Below are 16,164 nucleotides of genomic sequence, written 5' to 3'. Positions count from 1 at the left end.
GGGCACGTTTTGTCCGGGGACCCGTCCACCGATCCGTCCACTGATCCGTCCATTGACACGTCCATGACGCGGCGGCCGATACGCCGGGTGTTCCAGCTGTACGCGGGCCTGGCGCTGTACGGGGCGAGCTCCGCACTCCTGGTGCAGGCGGGACTCGGCCTGGAGCCCTGGAACGTCCTCCACCAGGGGCTCGCGGAACTGACCGGCCTCAGCATGGGCGTGGTGCTCACCATCGTCGGCGCGATCGTGCTGCTGCTGTGGATCCCGCTGCGCCAGCGACCCGGTCTCGGCACCGTCTCCAACGTTCTGGTCATCGGCTTCGCCATGGACGCCACCCTCGCCGTGCTCCCCGAGGTCCGCTCCCTGGCCGTACGAGTGCCCGTTCTCCTCGCGGGCATCGTGCTGAACGGCGTGGCTACCGGCCTGTACATCAGCGCGGACTTCGGGCCCGGACCCCGCGACGGGCTGATGACCGGACTGCACCGGCGCACGGGCCGCTCGATCCGGCTGATCCGCACGGCCGTCGAGGTCGCCGTCGTCACGACCGGCTTCGCCCTCGGCGGCACGGTGGGGGTGGGAACCGTCCTGTACGCGCTGTCCATCGGCCCGCTCGCCCAGTTCTTCCTGCGCGTTTTCGCCGTCCCCCGGGCATCGGGGCGCAGTACGGTCGTTGCCACCGGGCAACCGGAACCGGCGATACTGCCTCGGTGACCACCCTCATACGTCATCCCTATCTCGATCATCCCGGCCCGATCGCCTTCGCCCACCGGGGCGGGGCGGCGGAGGGCCTGGAGAACACCGCGGCCCAGTTCCGGCGCGCGGTCGCGGCGGGCTACCGGTACATCGAGACGGACGTGCACGCCACGGCCGACGGGAAGCTGGTCGCGTTCCACGACGCGACCCTGGACCGGGTGACCGACGGGGCGGGCCGGATCGCCGACCTTCCCTGGGACGACGTGCGGCAGGCCCGCGTGGCGGGCACCGAACCGGTCCCCCTGTTCGAGGACCTCCTGGAGGAGTTCCCCGAGGTGCGCTGGAACGTGGACGTCAAGGCGGAGCCCGCCCTGCTCCCCCTGCTCGACCTGATCGGCCGGACGGACGCCTGGGACCGCGTCTGTGTCGGATCGTTCTCCGAGGCACGCGTGTCGCGCGCCCAGCGCCTGGCCGGGCCGCGTCTGGCGACGTCGTACGGCACCCGCGGGGTGCTGGGCCTGCGGCTGCGCTCCTGGGGCGTACCCGCGAAGGTGCGCCGCTCGGCGGTCGCCGCCCAGGTTCCCGTGGCCCAGTCGGGCGTGCCCGTCGTCGACCACCGCTTCGTGCGCACCGCCCATGCGCTCGGACTCCAGGTGCACGTGTGGACGATCAATGAACCCGGGCAGATGCACCGGCTCCTGGACCTGGGAGTCGATGGCATCATGACCGATCACATCGACACACTGCGCGAGGTCCTCGAGGACCGGGGCACCTGGGTCTGACGCCCGCGCACGATCACGTACAGCGGGGAAGCGAGGCACGGGTGGGCACCGACACCGAACGGGCGGGGGTTCCCCTGGAACCGGGTGCGCCGGCGTCGCCTGCGGAGGCCGACGAGGCCGCCGGGCGGCGGCGTGAACAGCATGGCTGGTACTTCTACGACTGGGCGTGCTCGGTCTACTCGACGAGCGTGCTCACCGTGTTCCTCGGGCCCTACCTCACCGCGGTGGCCAAGTCGGCGGCGGACGCGGACGGTTATGTGCACCCGCTGGGCATCCCGGTGCGGGCGGGCTCGTTCTTCGCGTACTCGGTCTCCGCCTCCGTCGTCGTGGCGATCCTGGTGATGCCGCTGGCAGGAGCGGCGGCCGACCGCACCGGCCGCAAGAAGCCCCTGCTCGCCCTCTGCGCATACCTGGGCGCCTCGGCCACCACGGGCCTGTTCTTCCTGGACGGCGACCGCTATCTGCTCGGCGGTCTCCTGCTCGTCGTCGCGAACGCGTCGATGGCCGTCTCGATGGTCGTCTACAACTCCTATCTCCCGCAGATCGCCCCGCCCGAGGAGCGCGACGCGGTCTCCTCGCGCGGCTGGGCCTTCGGCTACGCGGCCGGCTCCCTGGTCCTGATCGCGAATCTCGTCCTCTTCACCGCACACGACTCCTTCGGCCTGACGGAGTCCACGGCGGTGCGTATCTGCCTGGCCTCGGCGGGCCTGTGGTGGGGCGCCTTCACGCTGGTACCGCTCGGGCGGCTGCGCGACCGCCGTACGACGTCCACGGCCCCCGCGGTGCACGGCTGGCGGCAACTGGCCGCCACAGTCCGGGACATGCGCGGCAAACCGCTCACCCTCGCCTTCCTGCTCGCCTACCTCATCTACAACGACGGCATCCAGACGGTGATCTCCCAGGCGTCGGTGTACGGCTCCGAGGAGCTGGGCCTGAGCCAGTCCACGCTGATCACCGCCGTCCTGCTCGTGCAGGTGCTGGCGGTGGGCGGGGCCCTGGGCATGGGGCGGCTGGCGCGGACCCACGGCGCCAAGCGGACCATCCTCGGCTCGCTCGTCGCCTGGACGCTGACGCTCGGTGCCGGCTACTTCCTGCCCGCGGGCGCTCCGGTGGGCTTCTACCTCCTCGCCGCCTGCATCGGGCTGGTGCTGGGAGGCAGCCAGGCGCTCTCCCGCTCCCTGTTCTCCCATCTCGTACCGCCCGGCAAGGAGGCCGAGTACTTCTCGGCGTACGAGATGAGCGACCGCGGCATGAGCTGGCTGGGCCCGCTGCTGTTCGGCCTCACCTACCAGGTCACCGGAAGCTACCGGGACGCGATCATCTCGCTGGTGGTCTTCTTCGCCCTCGGCTTCGTCCTGCTCGCCCGGGTTCCGGTGCGGCAGGCGGTGCGCGACGCGGGGAATCCGGTACCCGAAAGGATTTAGCACTTGACGGCAAAGGGCGGTAGTGTACGCGTTTGGCCTGCCAGGCGTACCGTTACTGCGCGTCAAAGGAGCCGAAACGCTGGGTGACATCTGCTAGCAGATGTGACAAACCGGGCGCCGGTGGGTACAACAAGGGGCGGCTACGACGGCGACGCATGACCCGGAACGGGACTCGGAACGGGAATCTTTACCGCCGACCGGACGTTGACCGGATGACGACGACAGCGACACCTGTCCTGTGGGCGACAAGCCCGGGAGGCACGATTCATGAGTGAGCGAGCTCTTCGCGGCACGCGCCTCGTGGTGACCAGCTACGAGACGGACCGCGGCATCGACCTGGCTCCGCGCCAGGCCGTGGAGTACGCATGCGAGAAGGGGCACCGGTTCGAGATGCCCTTCTCGGTCGAGGCGGAGATCCCGCCGGAGTGGGAGTGCAAGGTCTGCGGGGCCCCGGCACTCCTCGTGGACGGCGACGGCCCGGAAGAGAAGAAGGCCAAGCCCGCGCGTACGCACTGGGACATGCTGATGGAGCGGCGCACCCGTGAGGAGCTCGAAGAGGTCCTCGAGGAGCGCCTGGCGGTTCTCCGTTCCGGTGCGATGAACATCGCGGTTCATCCCCGGGACAGCCGCAAGTCCGCCTAGCCCCTACGGGGACTGGGCGGCACAACAGCGCACGACGGCTCAGCGGGCGCCGTACGTCGGTATGACGTACGGCGCCCGCTGCCGTGTGTGCGAGTGCGGACGGTCATGAGCGGGGGGCCGCGGGCTGTTCCCGCCCCCGGAGGCTCGGCGGACCATCGGGGATCCCCGGCCTCAGCGGGTCAGCGGCGGCCGCGGCTCACTCGGAGCGTCTCCGGGCTCATCCCTGATGACCTCACCCTGGACGACCTTTCCGTCGGGACGGTGAATGCGAGCCTGCCGGAAGGCGTCGCCGAGGCTGCCGTACGGGGTCTCGCGGAGCTTGCGGTCCAGGGTGCGCTCCGCACGCCGGCCCACCGTCCTCTGCACCGGCGGAAGCAGGAGCAGCAGGCCCACCGCGTCGGAGATCAGACCCGGCAGCATCAGGAGCAGGCCGCCCAGCATCGTCAGGCCGTTGCCACCGCTCGTCGGCCCGGCCTCCGGGGACCGGGCCTGCAGCGTCTCACCGAGATTGCGGAAGGCGCGGCGCCCGGCCCGCTTGACCACCACGGAGCCGAGTACGAAGCCGGCGACCAGCAGCAGGAACACCGTGAACCCACCGGCCGCGCCCGCCACCAGCGTGAGCAGCCAGATCTCCAGCACCAGCCAGGCGGCGATGCCCAGCGGCAGGAACCTGCGCGGCCGGGAACGCCGGGGCCGGGCCTGGTACGGGGAAGTCGGTGCGCCAGTCGTCATGCTCCCAGTGTGCCTGGAGCAGGCTCAACGCGGGATAAGCGGTTACAGGGCGACGGTCGGCCGCCCCGGCGCGGACCCCGAGCCGTGCTTGTGCACCCGTACGGGCGAACACCGAAGGCGGCTCCCCGTTGACGCGACGCCACGCCACCGCCTGGTGCTCCCACCATCTGGGCTGGGCCCTGCTCCAGGCGGGCGGCGCGCTGCCCGTACGGCCCGCGGCCCCGGCTCAGGAGGTTTTGCCGCGGCCCTTGACCTTGGCCATGCGGTCCCCGACACCCCACGCGGTGACGCGCCACAGCGCCTCGATGAGGATGTCCCGGCTCATCTTGGAGTCGCCCAGCTCACGCTCGACGAAGGTGATGGGCACCTCGACCACGTGATAGCCGGCCTTGACGGCGCGGCGCGCCAGGTCGACCTGGAAGCAGTACCCCTGCGAGGCGACCTCGTCGAGGCCCAGGCCCTGAAGCGTCTCGCGGCGGAAAGCGCGATAGCCACCGGTGATGTCGCGCAGCGGCAGATCGAGGGCGAGGCGCGAGTAGAGGCTGCCGCCGCGGGAGATGAACTCCCGGCTCTTGGGCCAGTTCACGACCCGGCCGCCCGGCACCCAGCGGGAACCGAGCACGAGGTCGGCGCCCTTGAGCGCGGTCAGCAGGCGCGGCAGTTCCTCCGGCTGGTGGGAGCCGTCGGCGTCCATCTCGACCAGGACGCCGAAGTCACGCTCCAGACCCCAGCGGAAACCGGCGAGGTACGCGGCGCCCAGCCCCTCCTTGCCCTTGCGGTGCAGGACGTGGACCTGGTCGTCCTCGGCCGCCAGTTCGTCGGCGAGCTTGCCCGTCCCGTCGGGGCTGTTGTCATCGGCCACGAGGACGTGCGCCTCGGGCACGGCCGACCGCACCCGGCCGACGATCGTCTTGATGTTCTCCGCCTCGTTGTAGGTCGGGATGATCACCAAGGCGGTGCCGAGCGGACCGAACTGCCTCCCCCGGGCTTCTGCCGCGAGGGTCCCGTCGCCGTCGTTCACTGCTGCCCCTTCATGTCCGTACGCAGGGGACCACCATAGTGTCCCTCGTCTGTACCGACGTGACTGCACGTTCCTACGGGGGTGTCGATTCCACAAGAGTCGGGTAAGAGTGCCGGTTTGCGCACCCGGCAGGTTCACTCGGGGGGCGAACTGCGGATGGGGGCCCGGCGCCCTTCGGGCCGACCTGGGACCCGCTGGCTGCGGGTCGACCGAGAGCCGTTGTCTACTGGACGTCCGGGCCCCACCCGGGTCGCACCCTGCCGACCGGCCGGAACGTTCCCGTGCCGTGGCGCGGGCGCTGAGCCTGGCTCCCAGTGGTGGTGCGCCGGTGCGGCACACCATCCCTGACCCAGCGGCGCTCCGGCGACTGCGCGGAGGTTCCCCGGTCGGACGTCCGTCGGTGGACGCCGCCGAACCTACCGGCCCCCTGCGCCTCGCTGTCAACAGCCGCCCGACCTGCGGTTTCTCCGCCCGGCGCCTGGTCAGGCGGGAGGATGCGCAGGTCGCGCGACGGGGTTCGGGGGGGCGGTCGGAAGCACGCCACCCCGGCAGATCACTCGCCCGGCCGTACGAACACCGTCCGGCCGCCCACCACGGTGCGCAGGCAGACGGGGAGGTCGGTGCCGGGGGTCAGATCGGGCAGCCCCGGAGTGCCGGAGCGGGGGTCGGTGGACCAGCGGGCCACCCGGTCGTCGGGAGCCTGCACGACCAGTGCGTCGGTGCGCCATACGGCGTAGTCCGCGGGCGCGCCCGGGACCAGCACCCCGGCGTCGTCGCGACCGATCGCCCGCCAGCCGCCGCGCGTGTGCGCGGTGAACGCGGCGCGTACGGAGATCCGGTGCTCGGGGGTGCGGTGGAAGGCGGCCGCCCGCACCGTGCCCCAGGGGTCCAGGGGGGTGACGGGGCTGTCGGAGCCGAAGGCCAGGGGGACGCCGGTGCGCAGCAGCGTCGCGAACGGGTTCAGCGACCGCGCCCGCTCGGCACCGAGGCGCTGCGCGTACATGCCGTCCGCGCCGCCCCACAGCGCGTCGAAGGCGGGCTGCACGGAGGCGGTGAGACCGAGCTCGGCGAAGGCGGCGACGGTCTCGGGGGTGAGCATCTCCGCGTGCTCGATCCGGTGGCGGGCGGCACGGACGCGGGCGAGGCCGACCTTCTCTGCGGCGGCGCGCACCCCCTCGACCACCGTGGTGACGGCGGCGTCGCCGATGGCGTGGAAGCCCGCCTGCAGCCCGGTCTCGGTACAGGCGACGACGTGCGCGGCGACGGCGGAGGCGTCCAGGTAGGCGGTGCCGGTGTGCCCCGCGTCGGCGTACGGCTCGTGCAGGCACGCCGTGTGCGAACCGATGGATCCGTCGACGAACAGATCGCCGGCGGCACCGAGCGCACCCAGCTCACGCGCCTTCTCCACGTCCTGCTCGGCCCAGTAGCCGACGACCCGGGGTCCGGGTTCCCCGGAGGCCAGGCGCAGCAGTCCGGTGAGGTCCTCCTCGGAGGAGATCTCAGGGCCCGCGCACTCGTGGACCGATCCGATGCCGAGGGAGGCGGCGTGCGCGAGGGCGGCCCGCTGGGCCTCGGTGCGCTGGGCGGGGGTCACCGCCGCGAACGCCGCGGCGCGCACGGCGTGGTGGGCGTCCCGGGTGAGCGGTTCCCCGTCCCTGAAGCCGTCCCGGTCGCGTACGCCGGGCGTCAGGTCCAGCAGGGCGGTGGTGACGACGGCGGAGTGGACGTCGATGCGGGTGAGGTAGAGCGGACGGCCGCCGGTTGCCTCGTCGAGTTCGTCCCGGCGCGGGGCCCGCCGCTCGGGCCAGCGGGCGGCGTCCCAGCCGTGACCGATCAGCACACGGTCGCCCGGGCGGGCGGCTGCGAAGTCGCGGACGAGGGCGAGTGCGGCTGCCAGGGAGGGCGTGCCGGACAGGTCCAGGCCGGTGAGCGCGAGGCCGGTGGAGGTGGTGTGCACATGGGCGTCGGTGAAGGCCGGGGTGACGAGCGCGCCGTCCAGGTCCACGACCTCGTCCACGCCGTCCGCGAAGGCGTCGGCCGCGCCTTCGGAGCCGACCCAGGCGATCTTTCCGCGCTCGACGACCATGGCCGTCGCGAAGGGGTCGGCGGGGCTGTGGACTTCTCCTCGGCGCAGCAGGACGGTCCGCTGCGGGGCGGTGCGCTCATTCATGGGAACAGTCTCGCGCCTCGCCCGAGCCGCCCGGCACGCAGGTCAGGCCGGACACGACGGGCGGAGGGGTCCGGATGCGTCAGATCCGGGGCGGCCGTGCCTCGTACGGGGTGGAGAGGACCACCGTCGTGCGCGTCGACACGCCCGCGAGCGTCCGCAGCCGCGCGAGCAGCTCCTCCAGCTCGTGGGGGGTGGCCACGCGGACCTTGAGGATGTAGTTCTCGTCGCCCGCGACGCTGTGGCAGGCCTCGATCTCCGGGACGCCCGCCAGGCGGTCCGCGATGTCGTCGGGGGCGCTGGGGTCGAACGGCTTCACCGAGATGAAGGCGGTCATCGGCAGACCGACGGCCTCCGGGTCGACGACCGCGGCGTACCCGCGGATGACGCCGCGCTGCTCCAGCCGGCGCACCCGCTGGTGCACGGCCGACGTGGACAGGCCCGTGGCCTTGCCCAGGTCGGTGTAGCTCATCCGCCCGTCCTTGACGAGCAGCTGCACGATCTGTCGGTCCAGCTCCTCCATGCCGCTAGAACCTACCGTGCGGTCAATCTCCGCGGATACCTCGGCGGCGCAGGTCACACCCGGTTCGTGATGTTGGCGAAGGCTCCCGGGGAACCGTCCGCGGCAGACGGCCGCCGCACACGGCACCTGCGGACGGCATGTGACGAACGCCACAGCGCCCCGACCGGCTTCGTGATGTCCTCGCGATTACCGCCGAGACGGGGCGGGAAGTGCTTGCTGTGGTCGAGGCCGCGGTGCCTTGCCGGCCCAGCCCGAGGGGGAGTTCCCATGCAGAGTCTGAAGCGCCCTGGCCGCAGCACGTCCAAGCGGCAGCAGCCGGTCGTCGAGCCCGAGCCGGAGGGCGTCGAACCCGTCGACGACGAGTTCGACGCCTACGACACCTTCGAGATGTACCGGGTGATCTGCCCGGACTGCGCGCAGCCCATCGCGCTCCTCGCGGACGAGGAGATCCTGCCCGAGCACGCGCTGTGCGCCTCGCCATGGAACCCGTTCGGGCTCACGGTCTGTGCCGGTACGGGCCGCGCGGCGGCCGAAGCCCGGCCCGCGGACGAGTCCGTGGAGCCCCAGGAGCAGGACGCCGCCCTGCTGTTGACGCTCCCTCAGGGGCTCGACTGGCGGATGCAGCCGTTCTCGCATGTCGGCGGCCCGGCCTCGCGCCCGATGCGCATGCCGTTGATGCCTCGTCAGGCGGCCTGATCCCCACCTCGTCAGCCGGCTGACCGCAGATCAGCTCCGGCCGGTCGCAACCGACACGGCCGGAACACCGCGTGAACGGACGCGGCATCAGGTGAAGGCGCACACCGTACCCCCGTCCGGGCCCCCCGGGAACTCACGCTCGATTACCGGGGCCGGTGACCCGCGCACAGGCCCTGGCGTTCCCCATGCATGACCGCCACACAATCGGCGACCGGCCGTCGGCGACCGGTGTTCGTACCGGCGTCGGGGGCACTGCTCCCGCCGCCTCCCCAGCCCCCGGATCCGCCCATCTACCGGGCGCTCATGCGGACCTGGGCCGACCGCGGGCGCACGCTGCCGGGGCGCCACGACCCGGAATGGGTGCGGCTCGCCGCGCCCCCGGCCGGTCCGGGCCGGCGCGCGGCGGGCCAGGACCCGTTCAGCGGGTCTCGGGACCCACGAGGTGACGGGCGATGACCATCCGCTGGATCTGGTTGGTCCCCTCGACGATCTGCAGCGCCTTGGCCTCGCGCATATAGCGCTCGACCGGGAAGTCGGCGGTGTAGCCGTACCCGCCGAGCACCTGGACGGCGTCGGTGGTCACCTTCATCGCGGTGTCGGTGCAGTGCAGCTTCGCCATGGCCGCCTGCTTCGCGAAGGGCAGGCCGGCGTCACGCAGCCGCGCCGCCGCCAGGTACAGCGCCCGGCCCGCCTCGATCTGCGTCGCCATGTCGGCGAGCATGAAACGCAAGCCCTCGAAGTCCGAGATCGGCCGCCCGAACTGCAGACGCTCGGTCGCGTATCCGACGGCCTCGTCGAGGGCCGCCTGGGCCAGGCCGATCGCGCAGGCGGCGATGCCGAGCCGTCCGGAGTCGAGCGCGGACAGCGCGATCGAGAAGCCCTGGCCCTCCTCGCCGAGGCGCCGCTCGTCGGGCACCCGCACCCCGTCGAAGTGGACCTGGGCGGTGGGCGATCCCGTCATGCCCATCTTCTTCTCGGGCGTCACACCGCTCAGCCCGTCGGCGTCGCCGCGGACGAGGAAGGCGGTGATACCGCGCGGCCCCTCCACGCCGGTGCGCGCCATCACGGTGTAGAAGTCGGCGATCCCGCCGTGCGTGATCCACGCCTTGGTGCCGCTGATCACCCAGTCGTCGCCGTCACGGCGGGCCCTCGTGCGCAATGAGGCCGCATCCGATCCGGAGGACGCCTCGGAGAGGCAGTAGGCGCCCAGCAGACCGCCGCCGAGCATGCCCGGCAGATGCTCGGCCTGCTGCTCCTTGGTGCCGTAGTGCGCGAGGGCGTGGCAGGCGAGGGTGTGGACGCTGACGCCGAGACCCACGGTGAGGCGGGCCGCGGCCAGCTCCTCGAGGACCTGGAGGTAGACCTCGTACGGCTGGTCACCGCCGCCGTACTCGGAGGCGTAGGGCAGCCCGAGAAGTCCGGATGCGGAGAGCAGGCGGAAGACCTCGCGCGGGAAGTGTCCGGCGTACTCCTCCTCCGCCGCCTTCGGTGCGATCTCACGCTGCGCGATGTCACGGACGAGCGAGATCAGATCCCGGGCCTCGTCCGTGGGCAGTTGACGGTCCACCGGCTGCGGGGCGCGGTCGGGCATGGCGACGCTCTCCTCCCTTTTCGGGAACATCGACGGATGCGCGCCTTGGGTGGGGCAGCTCCGCCGGGTCTCACTGGGCCTGGCCGATGCTCGCCGCTCCGGGTTGCGGAGGGCGGCTGACCAGCGGTTGTGGCGCTTGGAGTATGCCCGATCGGAGGCATGTAGTCACCAGTTAACGAGCGTTTGCTCCAGAGAAAATCCGCGGTCCGGAATTGGTCCGAACCATTGACTCACTGGTCTAGTCCTCCTACCGTGTCGGACCGATCGCTTCACCGCGTTCATGCCAATCGGCACGCGTTCAGTCAGCGCGCGTTCCCCTCTCCCCCACGGAGGAGACACGATGCTCACCTCGCACCGCTCCCGCGCCCTCCCCCTGCGGGCGCTCCTGTCCGCCGCGTGCAGCGCCGTCCTCGCGGCCGGACTGCTCGCGGACGCGGGCACCGCGACCGCCACCGAGGCGCGGCCCGCCCAGCAGACCGCGGCCGTCACGGCCGGCTCCAAGGTCGTCGGCTACTTCACCGAATGGGGCACCTACGACCGCAAGTACTTCGTCAGGAACATCGAGACCTCCGGGTCGGCGGCGAAGCTCACTCACCTCGACTACGCCTTCGGCAACGTCACCGGCGGCAGGTGCGCCATGGGCGACTCCTACGCCGCCACCGACCGCGCCTACACCGCGGCCGAGTCGGTGGACGGCGTCGCCGACACCTGGGACCAGCCGTTGCGGGGCAACTTCAACCAGTTGCTGAAGCTGAAGAAGAAGCACCCGAACCTCAAGATCCTCTGGTCGTTCGGCGGCTGGACCTGGTCCAGCGGCTTCGGCGAGGCCGCGAAGAACCCCGCGGCGTTCGCCCAGTCCTGCTACGACCTGGTGAAGAACTCCAAATGGGCGCACGTCTTCGACGGCATCGACATCGACTGGGAGTACCCGAACGCCTGCGGCAACACCTGCGACACCAGCGGCCGGGCGGCGTTCAGAAACCTGATGGCGGCGCTGCGGTCGAAGTTCGGCTCCGGCTCGCTGGTCACGGCGGCTATCACCGCCGACGCCACGAACGGCGGCAAGATCGACGCGGCGGACTACGCGGGAGCGGCGCCGTACGTCGACTGGTACGACCCCATGACGTACGACTACTTCGGCGCCTGGGACTCGGCCGGCCCCACGGCCCCGCACTCGCCGCTGACCTCCTATCCCGGCATCCCGAAGGCCGGCTTCCACACGTCCGCCACCATCGCCAAGCTCAAGGGGCTCGGCATCCCGGCCTCGAAGCTGCTGCTCGGCATCGGTTTCTACGGGCGCGGCTGGACCGGTGTCACCCAGGCGGCGCCCGGCGGAACGGCCACCGGGCCGGCGGCGGGCACGTACGAGCAGGGCATCGACGACTACAAGGTGCTCAAGACCACATGCCCGGCGACCGGCACGGTGGGCGGCACCGCGTACGCCAAGTGCGGCAGCAACTGGTGGAGTTACGACACCCCGTCGACCATCACGGCCAAGATGGCCTACAAGAACCGGCAGGGTCTGGGCGGCACCTTCTTCTGGGAGCTGAGCGGCGACACCGCGAGCGGAGAGCTGATCAAGGCGATCAGCTGACGCAACATGTCGCCGGCCACGTGGGCAGGGCACCGGGCGGGAGTCGCGGCGGCTCCCGCCCCGGTGTGCCGTCAGATGTCCCGGCGAGCGGGCGGCGGGGCCGCGTAGGCGGGTTCCAGCTCCTCGATGGCGCGCAGGGTGCCACCGAGGGTCTTCACGAGCAGTTCGCGCATGGTGTCGCGGGACAGCTCGGGCCGGTCGATCCAGTCGAGGGTCGCGGCCTCCACGCTGCACACCCAGCCGAGCAGGCCCATGCGCACCAGCGGGGCGATCTCACGTCGGCCGTACGCCCCTTCGGCGATGGTGGTGACGATTGCCTCGCGCACCCCGTCCCGGATGGCGTGCACCTGGGCGTCGAAGCCCACCCCGCCGCTCACGATGGTGCGATAGGCCGCCTGGTTGTTCTCGGCATACCGCAGATAGCTGTCGACGGTGCGGTGCACCCGCTCCACCGGGGGCAGTTCCAGGCCGCCGGCCGCCAGGGTCACCAGATGGGCCACCGAATCCTCGACAATGGCCAGGTAATAGCCGCGCTTCGATTTGAAGTAGTAATAGATCAGCCCTTTGGCCACATGGGCATGGCGTGCGATGTCGTCCATGGACAACGCGTCGTACGAGGTGTCGGAGAATAACTTCCGCCCGATGGCGATCAGTTCGGCGCGGCGCGCCAGAGAGCGATCGGTGCCGCGCGCCCGAGGGCGCGCGGCCCCTCGCTGTTGACTGTTATTCAATTTCGACCCAAGCCTCCAACTGCCAGCGGGGACATCCGCAGTATTGCAGAACGACTCGCGTGGCACGTTCGAGCCTGATCGACCTCGTGGAAGGCCGTTCGGAAAGCGCGCTCCGGTTCAGGAATAACGGAGTGCCCGCGTCACAGCAGACCGAGCTGCGTGACGAGCATCGCGAGAACCACCACGAGGACCCAGCCCGCTATGTGCTCGACGATCTTCGGGCCGTCGTCTCTGGGGCCGCCCGTGCGGGCGCGGAGTCGGGCGGCGGTGGCGGATGCGGAGGTCATGGCAGCTCGCTGGTCTTGGGCCGTGCGGTGGACTCCCCCCGATGTGTCCACCTTGCCACCCGCAGGCGCCGGCGCGGCGGAGAGCTTGGTCACACGGCGAGGCCCCCGGCCTCCCGGGGCCCGAGATCACCGCGAGACCGGTCAGCGCACACCCACCGCCGCGAGCGCCGTACGCTGCGGGGCCGTCGGGTGCGCCGGGAAGTACAGGTAGCACACCCCTCCGCTGCCGGAGACGACCTTGCCGGACGCGTTGTACCGCTTGGTCCTGAGCCAGATGTTCTCGAATTCCCGCCGCTTGTAGACCCGCCGCACCGCATCGTCGTCGGGCGAGGCCGGGTCGTTGGCGATCACGTCGCCCCCGGCGGTGAAACCGATCACGGTCATCAGATGGCCGGAGGTGCCGTACCCGGCCCCGGTCAGCTCCTTCTCGAGGAACGACTGGGACGTGATGGCGGGGATCCCCGCCGCGATCAGCCGCTCCAGGTCGGTGAGCGAGGAGAGCCGGGTGACGACGCCCTGGAGGTCCTCGAACGTGGCCGCGTAGGCCGCGTTGAAGGGCCAGTTGCCGCAGCCCTGGTACTGGTAGTCGTAGGTGGAGCGGGCCGCGTGGCAGACCTGGGGATCGGCGTACGAGGGGTCGACCCAGGACAGCTGCCCGGGGGTGAGCCGCCGCCCCCAGTACTCGATGATCATCTGCGAGGAGGTGGGGCTGCACCACGCCTCGCCGCCGTTGTCGTACTCGGGGTACTGGCCCTTGTGGATCTCCTGCGAGTAGCGCGGGACGGTCAGCTCCCGGACGAGTCCCGGGGCGGAGGCGGGGACGGTGAAGCGGTCCGGGATGTCGGAGCCCATGGCGCCCAGCCGCCACACGGTCGGGGTGAGCCGGCTGCCAGGAGTGCGGTAGAGGGTCAGGCGCAGCCGGTACGACACCAGGCGCAGGCCCGAGGCGGCGTCGGCGAGGGCGCAGGTGTCGGTCGAGACAGTGCTCTTGCCGTCGGTCTGGCCGTCGACGGAGGTCCGCCGGATGTCCCGGTCTCCGGCCGCCCAGCGGCCCATCACGTACCAGGGGGTGTCCGTGCCGTCGGAGTAGGTGCCCTGCAGCTCGACCTGCAGCCAGGTGCCCGCCGGGGTGTGCGCGTTCCAGGAGGCGATGGCCTCGGTGGACGGGACGGACAGCCGGTGCACGGGGGAGGTCCAGGTGGCGTACTCCCAGCTCGCGGTCTTCCCGGTGTGCGGGTCGGTGTAGTCGGTACGGCCGGCCGGGGTGCCGATGGCCACTGCGGGGCGTGCGCCGGCGAGGGCCCGGACACCCTGGCCGCTGCCGCCGAGCCAGTCGGAGTACGAGGTCCAGGCGCGGTAGTCCACGGTACGCGGGGATTCCTGCGCCGGTCCGGCGGCCGGGGTGGCCGCGGCCGCCGGGCCCGCGACCGCCCCGGTCGCCGTGGCCGCGGCGACCGCCGCGGCCAGGACGGTTCTGCGGGACGGCTCGGAAGCTCTGCTCATCGGTGGGTGACCCCCAGATGTCCCTGAAGCGGTGTTCGGACGCACGGTCTGCGCCAACTATGGCGGTCGTCCGGGGAGTCCGCCACCGCTTGGGCCGTCGGCGTGTCCACCACTATTGGTCCCGACCACTGGCAGGACCCGGGGGCCGCCGCGCCCGGCGAGGACGCGGCGGCGGGCACGGTGGCCCCTCAGACGAGGTCCATCGCCGCCACCTCGTCCGGGCGGCCGTAGCTGACCGGCCCCTGGAAGCGGCGGCGCGCGGTGGCGAACCACCACACCGTGGCCACGACCAGCACCACGGCCAGGGCGATCGGTGCGTAGTTGAAGGAGTCGACGGTGATCGGCGACGCCTGGGGCAGCATGAACAGCGCGCTGCTGAGCAGGACCCAGATGACGGCGACCACCCCGATGGGCCGGCTCCAGCGTCCGAGGTGCCAGGGACCGGGGCTGAAGTCGGCGCCGAGCCGGAGCCGCAGGAAGATCGGCACGGCGTAGGCGAGGAAGAGGCCCACTACGTTGACGCTGACGATCGCGGTGAAGGCGGTGTGGGACCACCAGCCGGGCAGCACCAGGGCGAGCGAGCAGACGACCGCGAGCCATACCGCCTTGACCGGCGTACGGGTGCGCGGCGAGACCGAGTGCCACCAGCGGGAACCCGGCATCGCGCCGTCCCGGGAGAAGGCGAAGATCTGCCGCGTGTTGCTGGTCAGGTTGGCCAGGCCACAGAACAGCATGGCGCCGATGACGATCAGCAGCAGTGCCTTCGCCCCACCCGTGCCCAGCCCGTCGATGAGGATCTGCACGGGCGGCGCCGCGGAGCCGGCCACCTTGGTGTAGTCGCCGATGCTGTACACCAGGGCCAGCATGAGAACGAGTCCGGTGGCCGCCGACCAGGCGATGGCGCGGGTGATACCCCGGGGCGCGTTCACCGTCGCCCGGACCGTTTCCTCGGACATGTGGAAGCTGCCGTCGAAGCCGGTGAAGGTCCAGCTGGTGACGAGCAGGCCGAGCATGCCTCCGTAGAGCCCGCTGGTGAAACCGGTGTTGTTCACGAAATGCGTCACGAAGGACGCCGACCGGTGCTCGTCCGGGCCGACGACCAGTGCGCCCACGATCACCACGAGCCCGATCAGCAGCCACCACACGGAGATCCGGTTGAGGACGGCGACGAGACGCACGGTGTAGGTGTTGGCCAGCCCCTGGAGCACGATGATCAGCGCGGTGATCAGCACGGTCTGGTGCGCGGTCGGCCGGTAGGAGGTCCACTGCAGGGCGAGGAACGCCTGGACGAACGTGGCGGCCGCGTATCCGGTGGCCGCGGTGCCGCCCACCTGGCCCACGAAGTTGAGCCAGCCGGTGAACCAGGACCAGGCGCCCTTATGCCGTCGGGCGAGCTTTCCCGCGGAGAAATACAGGGCTCCGCTCGTCGGATAGGCGGAAGCGACCTCCGCCATCGCGGCACCGACGAAAAGCACCATGACGGAGACGCCGATCCAGCCGAAGACGAGAACACGCGGGCCACCCGCGTTCATTCCGAAGCCGAACGACGAGAAAATTCCGGAGATAATGTTGATGATGGTGAAGGATATGGCGAAATTGTCGAAGGCCTGAAACCTCCGGGTGAGTTTCCGCGGATATCCCATCGCGTGCAGGGTGGCGTCGTCGTCGATCGCGACGGGGTCCCGGCCGGCACGCCGTCTCGTACGGGGCATCGACATCCGTTCTGACACAACCGGACCTTTCTGTGTGGGGGTTGAGGGTCGGGTGGAGAGACGGGG

General features: G+C 71.1%; 16 protein-coding genes. 7 read left to right on the top strand and 9 right to left on the bottom strand.

All coding sequences use genetic code 11. The features are described 5' to 3' along the window. Nucleotides 1–63: 63 nt before the first annotated feature. The 4 genes from yczE (at nucleotide 64) to LZ604_RS20840 (ending at nucleotide 3,541) form a co-directional block, all read left to right on the top strand. Nucleotides 64–711 carry a membrane protein YczE gene (gene yczE / locus LZ604_RS20855; protein WP_234516929.1) on the top strand — a complete coding sequence of 216 codons (648 nt, stop codon included), beginning with the start codon at nucleotides 64–66 and terminating at the stop codon, nucleotides 709–711. Continuing rightward, the gene (locus tag LZ604_RS20850; protein WP_234516928.1) at nucleotides 708–1,475 is read left to right on the top strand and encodes a glycerophosphodiester phosphodiesterase family protein; all 768 of its coding nucleotides are present in this window, start codon (nucleotides 708–710) and stop codon (nucleotides 1,473–1,475) included. The genes yczE and LZ604_RS20850 overlap by 4 nt, the downstream gene beginning before the upstream one ends. Before the next feature lie 41 nt (nucleotides 1,476–1,516). Beyond that, a complete protein-coding gene (locus LZ604_RS20845) occupies nucleotides 1,517–2,899 on the top strand; it encodes an MFS transporter (protein ID WP_372482169.1) in 1,383 nt (460 codons plus the stop codon). 267 nt (nucleotides 2,900–3,166) lie between these two features. Continuing rightward, on the top strand, nucleotides 3,167–3,541 hold the full coding sequence (locus tag LZ604_RS20840) for an RNA polymerase-binding protein RbpA (protein WP_009187548.1): 375 nt from the start codon (nucleotides 3,167–3,169) through the stop codon (nucleotides 3,539–3,541). A gap of 171 nt (nucleotides 3,542–3,712) precedes the next feature. On the opposite strand, the gene fxsA is transcribed toward LZ604_RS20840, so the two are convergent. From fxsA to LZ604_RS20820, 4 genes are all read right to left on the bottom strand, one after another. Then, complete coding sequence (fxsA, locus tag LZ604_RS20835; RefSeq protein ID WP_234516927.1) at nucleotides 3,713–4,273, bottom strand: FxsA family membrane protein; 561 nt, start codon at nucleotides 4,271–4,273, stop codon at nucleotides 3,713–3,715. A 226-nt stretch (nucleotides 4,274–4,499) separates the two neighbouring features. Next, a complete protein-coding gene (locus LZ604_RS20830) occupies nucleotides 4,500–5,294 on the bottom strand; it encodes a polyprenol monophosphomannose synthase (RefSeq protein WP_234516926.1) in 795 nt (264 codons plus the stop codon). Nucleotides 5,295–5,847: 553 nt separating this feature from the next. Further along, nucleotides 5,848–7,464 (bottom strand): amidohydrolase, encoded by a 1,617-nt coding sequence (locus LZ604_RS20825; protein ID WP_234516925.1) that lies wholly within the window; start codon nucleotides 7,462–7,464, stop codon nucleotides 5,848–5,850. Between the two features lie 79 nt (nucleotides 7,465–7,543). Beyond that, on the bottom strand, nucleotides 7,544–7,984 hold the full coding sequence (locus LZ604_RS20820; protein ID WP_121888443.1) for an Lrp/AsnC family transcriptional regulator: 441 nt from the start codon (nucleotides 7,982–7,984) through the stop codon (nucleotides 7,544–7,546). A 267-nt stretch (nucleotides 7,985–8,251) separates the two neighbouring features. Between LZ604_RS20820 and LZ604_RS20815 the strand changes: the two genes are divergently transcribed. Further along, nucleotides 8,252–8,680: a hypothetical protein gene (locus LZ604_RS20815; RefSeq protein WP_234516924.1), complete on the top strand. Its 429-nt coding sequence runs from the start codon at nucleotides 8,252–8,254 to the stop codon at nucleotides 8,678–8,680. Between the two features lie 189 nt (nucleotides 8,681–8,869). After that, nucleotides 8,870–9,136 carry a hypothetical protein gene (locus tag LZ604_RS36295; RefSeq protein WP_372482168.1) on the top strand — a complete coding sequence of 89 codons (267 nt, stop codon included), beginning with the start codon at nucleotides 8,870–8,872 and terminating at the stop codon, nucleotides 9,134–9,136. Here LZ604_RS36295 and LZ604_RS20810 read toward each other — a convergent pair. Next, entirely contained in the window at nucleotides 9,099–10,271 is a 1,173-nt protein-coding gene (locus LZ604_RS20810) for an acyl-CoA dehydrogenase family protein (RefSeq protein ID WP_234516923.1), read from the bottom strand. The genes LZ604_RS36295 and LZ604_RS20810 overlap by 38 nt on opposite strands. Before the next feature lie 340 nt (nucleotides 10,272–10,611). On the opposite strand from LZ604_RS20810, the gene LZ604_RS20805 reads away from it, so the two are divergent. Beyond that, the gene (locus LZ604_RS20805) at nucleotides 10,612–11,865 is read left to right on the top strand and encodes a glycoside hydrolase family 18 protein (RefSeq protein ID WP_234516922.1); all 1,254 of its coding nucleotides are present in this window, start codon (nucleotides 10,612–10,614) and stop codon (nucleotides 11,863–11,865) included. Between the two features lie 71 nt (nucleotides 11,866–11,936). Here LZ604_RS20805 and LZ604_RS20800 read toward each other — a convergent pair whose 3' ends face one another. The 4 genes from LZ604_RS20800 to LZ604_RS20785 all read right to left on the bottom strand — a co-directional run bounded on the left by LZ604_RS20800 (nucleotide 11,937) and on the right by LZ604_RS20785 (nucleotide 16,098). Beyond that, a complete protein-coding gene (locus LZ604_RS20800; RefSeq protein WP_234516921.1) occupies nucleotides 11,937–12,596 on the bottom strand; it encodes a TetR/AcrR family transcriptional regulator in 660 nt (219 codons plus the stop codon). Between the two features lie 140 nt (nucleotides 12,597–12,736). Next, nucleotides 12,737–12,883 (bottom strand): SCO1431 family membrane protein, encoded by a 147-nt coding sequence (locus tag LZ604_RS20795; protein ID WP_234516920.1) that lies wholly within the window; start codon nucleotides 12,881–12,883, stop codon nucleotides 12,737–12,739. 141 nt (nucleotides 12,884–13,024) lie between these two features. Then, on the bottom strand, nucleotides 13,025–14,386 hold the full coding sequence (locus LZ604_RS20790; RefSeq protein ID WP_234516919.1) for a C39 family peptidase: 1,362 nt from the start codon (nucleotides 14,384–14,386) through the stop codon (nucleotides 13,025–13,027). A 188-nt stretch (nucleotides 14,387–14,574) separates the two neighbouring features. Then, nucleotides 14,575–16,098, bottom strand: a complete 1,524-nt coding sequence (locus LZ604_RS20785; protein ID WP_234516918.1) for an amino acid permease — start codon at nucleotides 16,096–16,098, stop codon at nucleotides 14,575–14,577. Nucleotides 16,099–16,164: the final 66 nt, after the last annotated feature.

The sequence above is a fragment of the Streptomyces glomeratus genome (assembly GCF_021462825.1).
GTDB lineage: Bacteria > Actinomycetota > Actinomycetes > Streptomycetales > Streptomycetaceae > Streptomyces > Streptomyces glomeratus.
Note: the sequence above shows the minus strand (reverse complement) of the source record. Positions and strands in the feature narration are given on the sequence as shown.

Bases quoted from the DNA above. Each gene is read 5' to 3' on its own strand.
- yczE (WP_234516929.1), top strand. From the start codon at position 64: ATGACGCGGCGGCCGATACGCCGGGTGTTCCAGCTGTACGCGGGCCTG.
- LZ604_RS20840 (WP_009187548.1), top strand. From the start codon at position 3,167: ATGAGTGAGCGAGCTCTTCGCGGCACGCGCCTCGTGGTGACCAGCTAC.
- fxsA (WP_234516927.1), bottom strand. From the start codon at position 4,273: ATGACGACTGGCGCACCGACTTCCCCGTACCAGGCCCGGCCCCGGCGT.
- LZ604_RS20825 (WP_234516925.1), bottom strand. From the start codon at position 7,464: ATGAATGAGCGCACCGCCCCGCAGCGGACCGTCCTGCTGCGCCGAGGA.
- LZ604_RS20820 (WP_121888443.1), bottom strand. From the start codon at position 7,984: ATGGAGGAGCTGGACCGACAGATCGTGCAGCTGCTCGTCAAGGACGGG.
- LZ604_RS20815 (WP_234516924.1), top strand. From the start codon at position 8,252: ATGCAGAGTCTGAAGCGCCCTGGCCGCAGCACGTCCAAGCGGCAGCAG.
- LZ604_RS36295 (WP_372482168.1), top strand. From the start codon at position 8,870: ATGACCGCCACACAATCGGCGACCGGCCGTCGGCGACCGGTGTTCGTA.
- LZ604_RS20810 (WP_234516923.1), bottom strand. From the start codon at position 10,271: ATGCCCGACCGCGCCCCGCAGCCGGTGGACCGTCAACTGCCCACGGAC.
- LZ604_RS20805 (WP_234516922.1), top strand. From the start codon at position 10,612: ATGCTCACCTCGCACCGCTCCCGCGCCCTCCCCCTGCGGGCGCTCCTG.
- LZ604_RS20795 (WP_234516920.1), bottom strand. From the start codon at position 12,883: ATGACCTCCGCATCCGCCACCGCCGCCCGACTCCGCGCCCGCACGGGC.
- LZ604_RS20790 (WP_234516919.1), bottom strand. From the start codon at position 14,386: ATGAGCAGAGCTTCCGAGCCGTCCCGCAGAACCGTCCTGGCCGCGGCG.
- LZ604_RS20785 (WP_234516918.1), bottom strand. From the start codon at position 16,098: ATGCCCCGTACGAGACGGCGTGCCGGCCGGGACCCCGTCGCGATCGAC.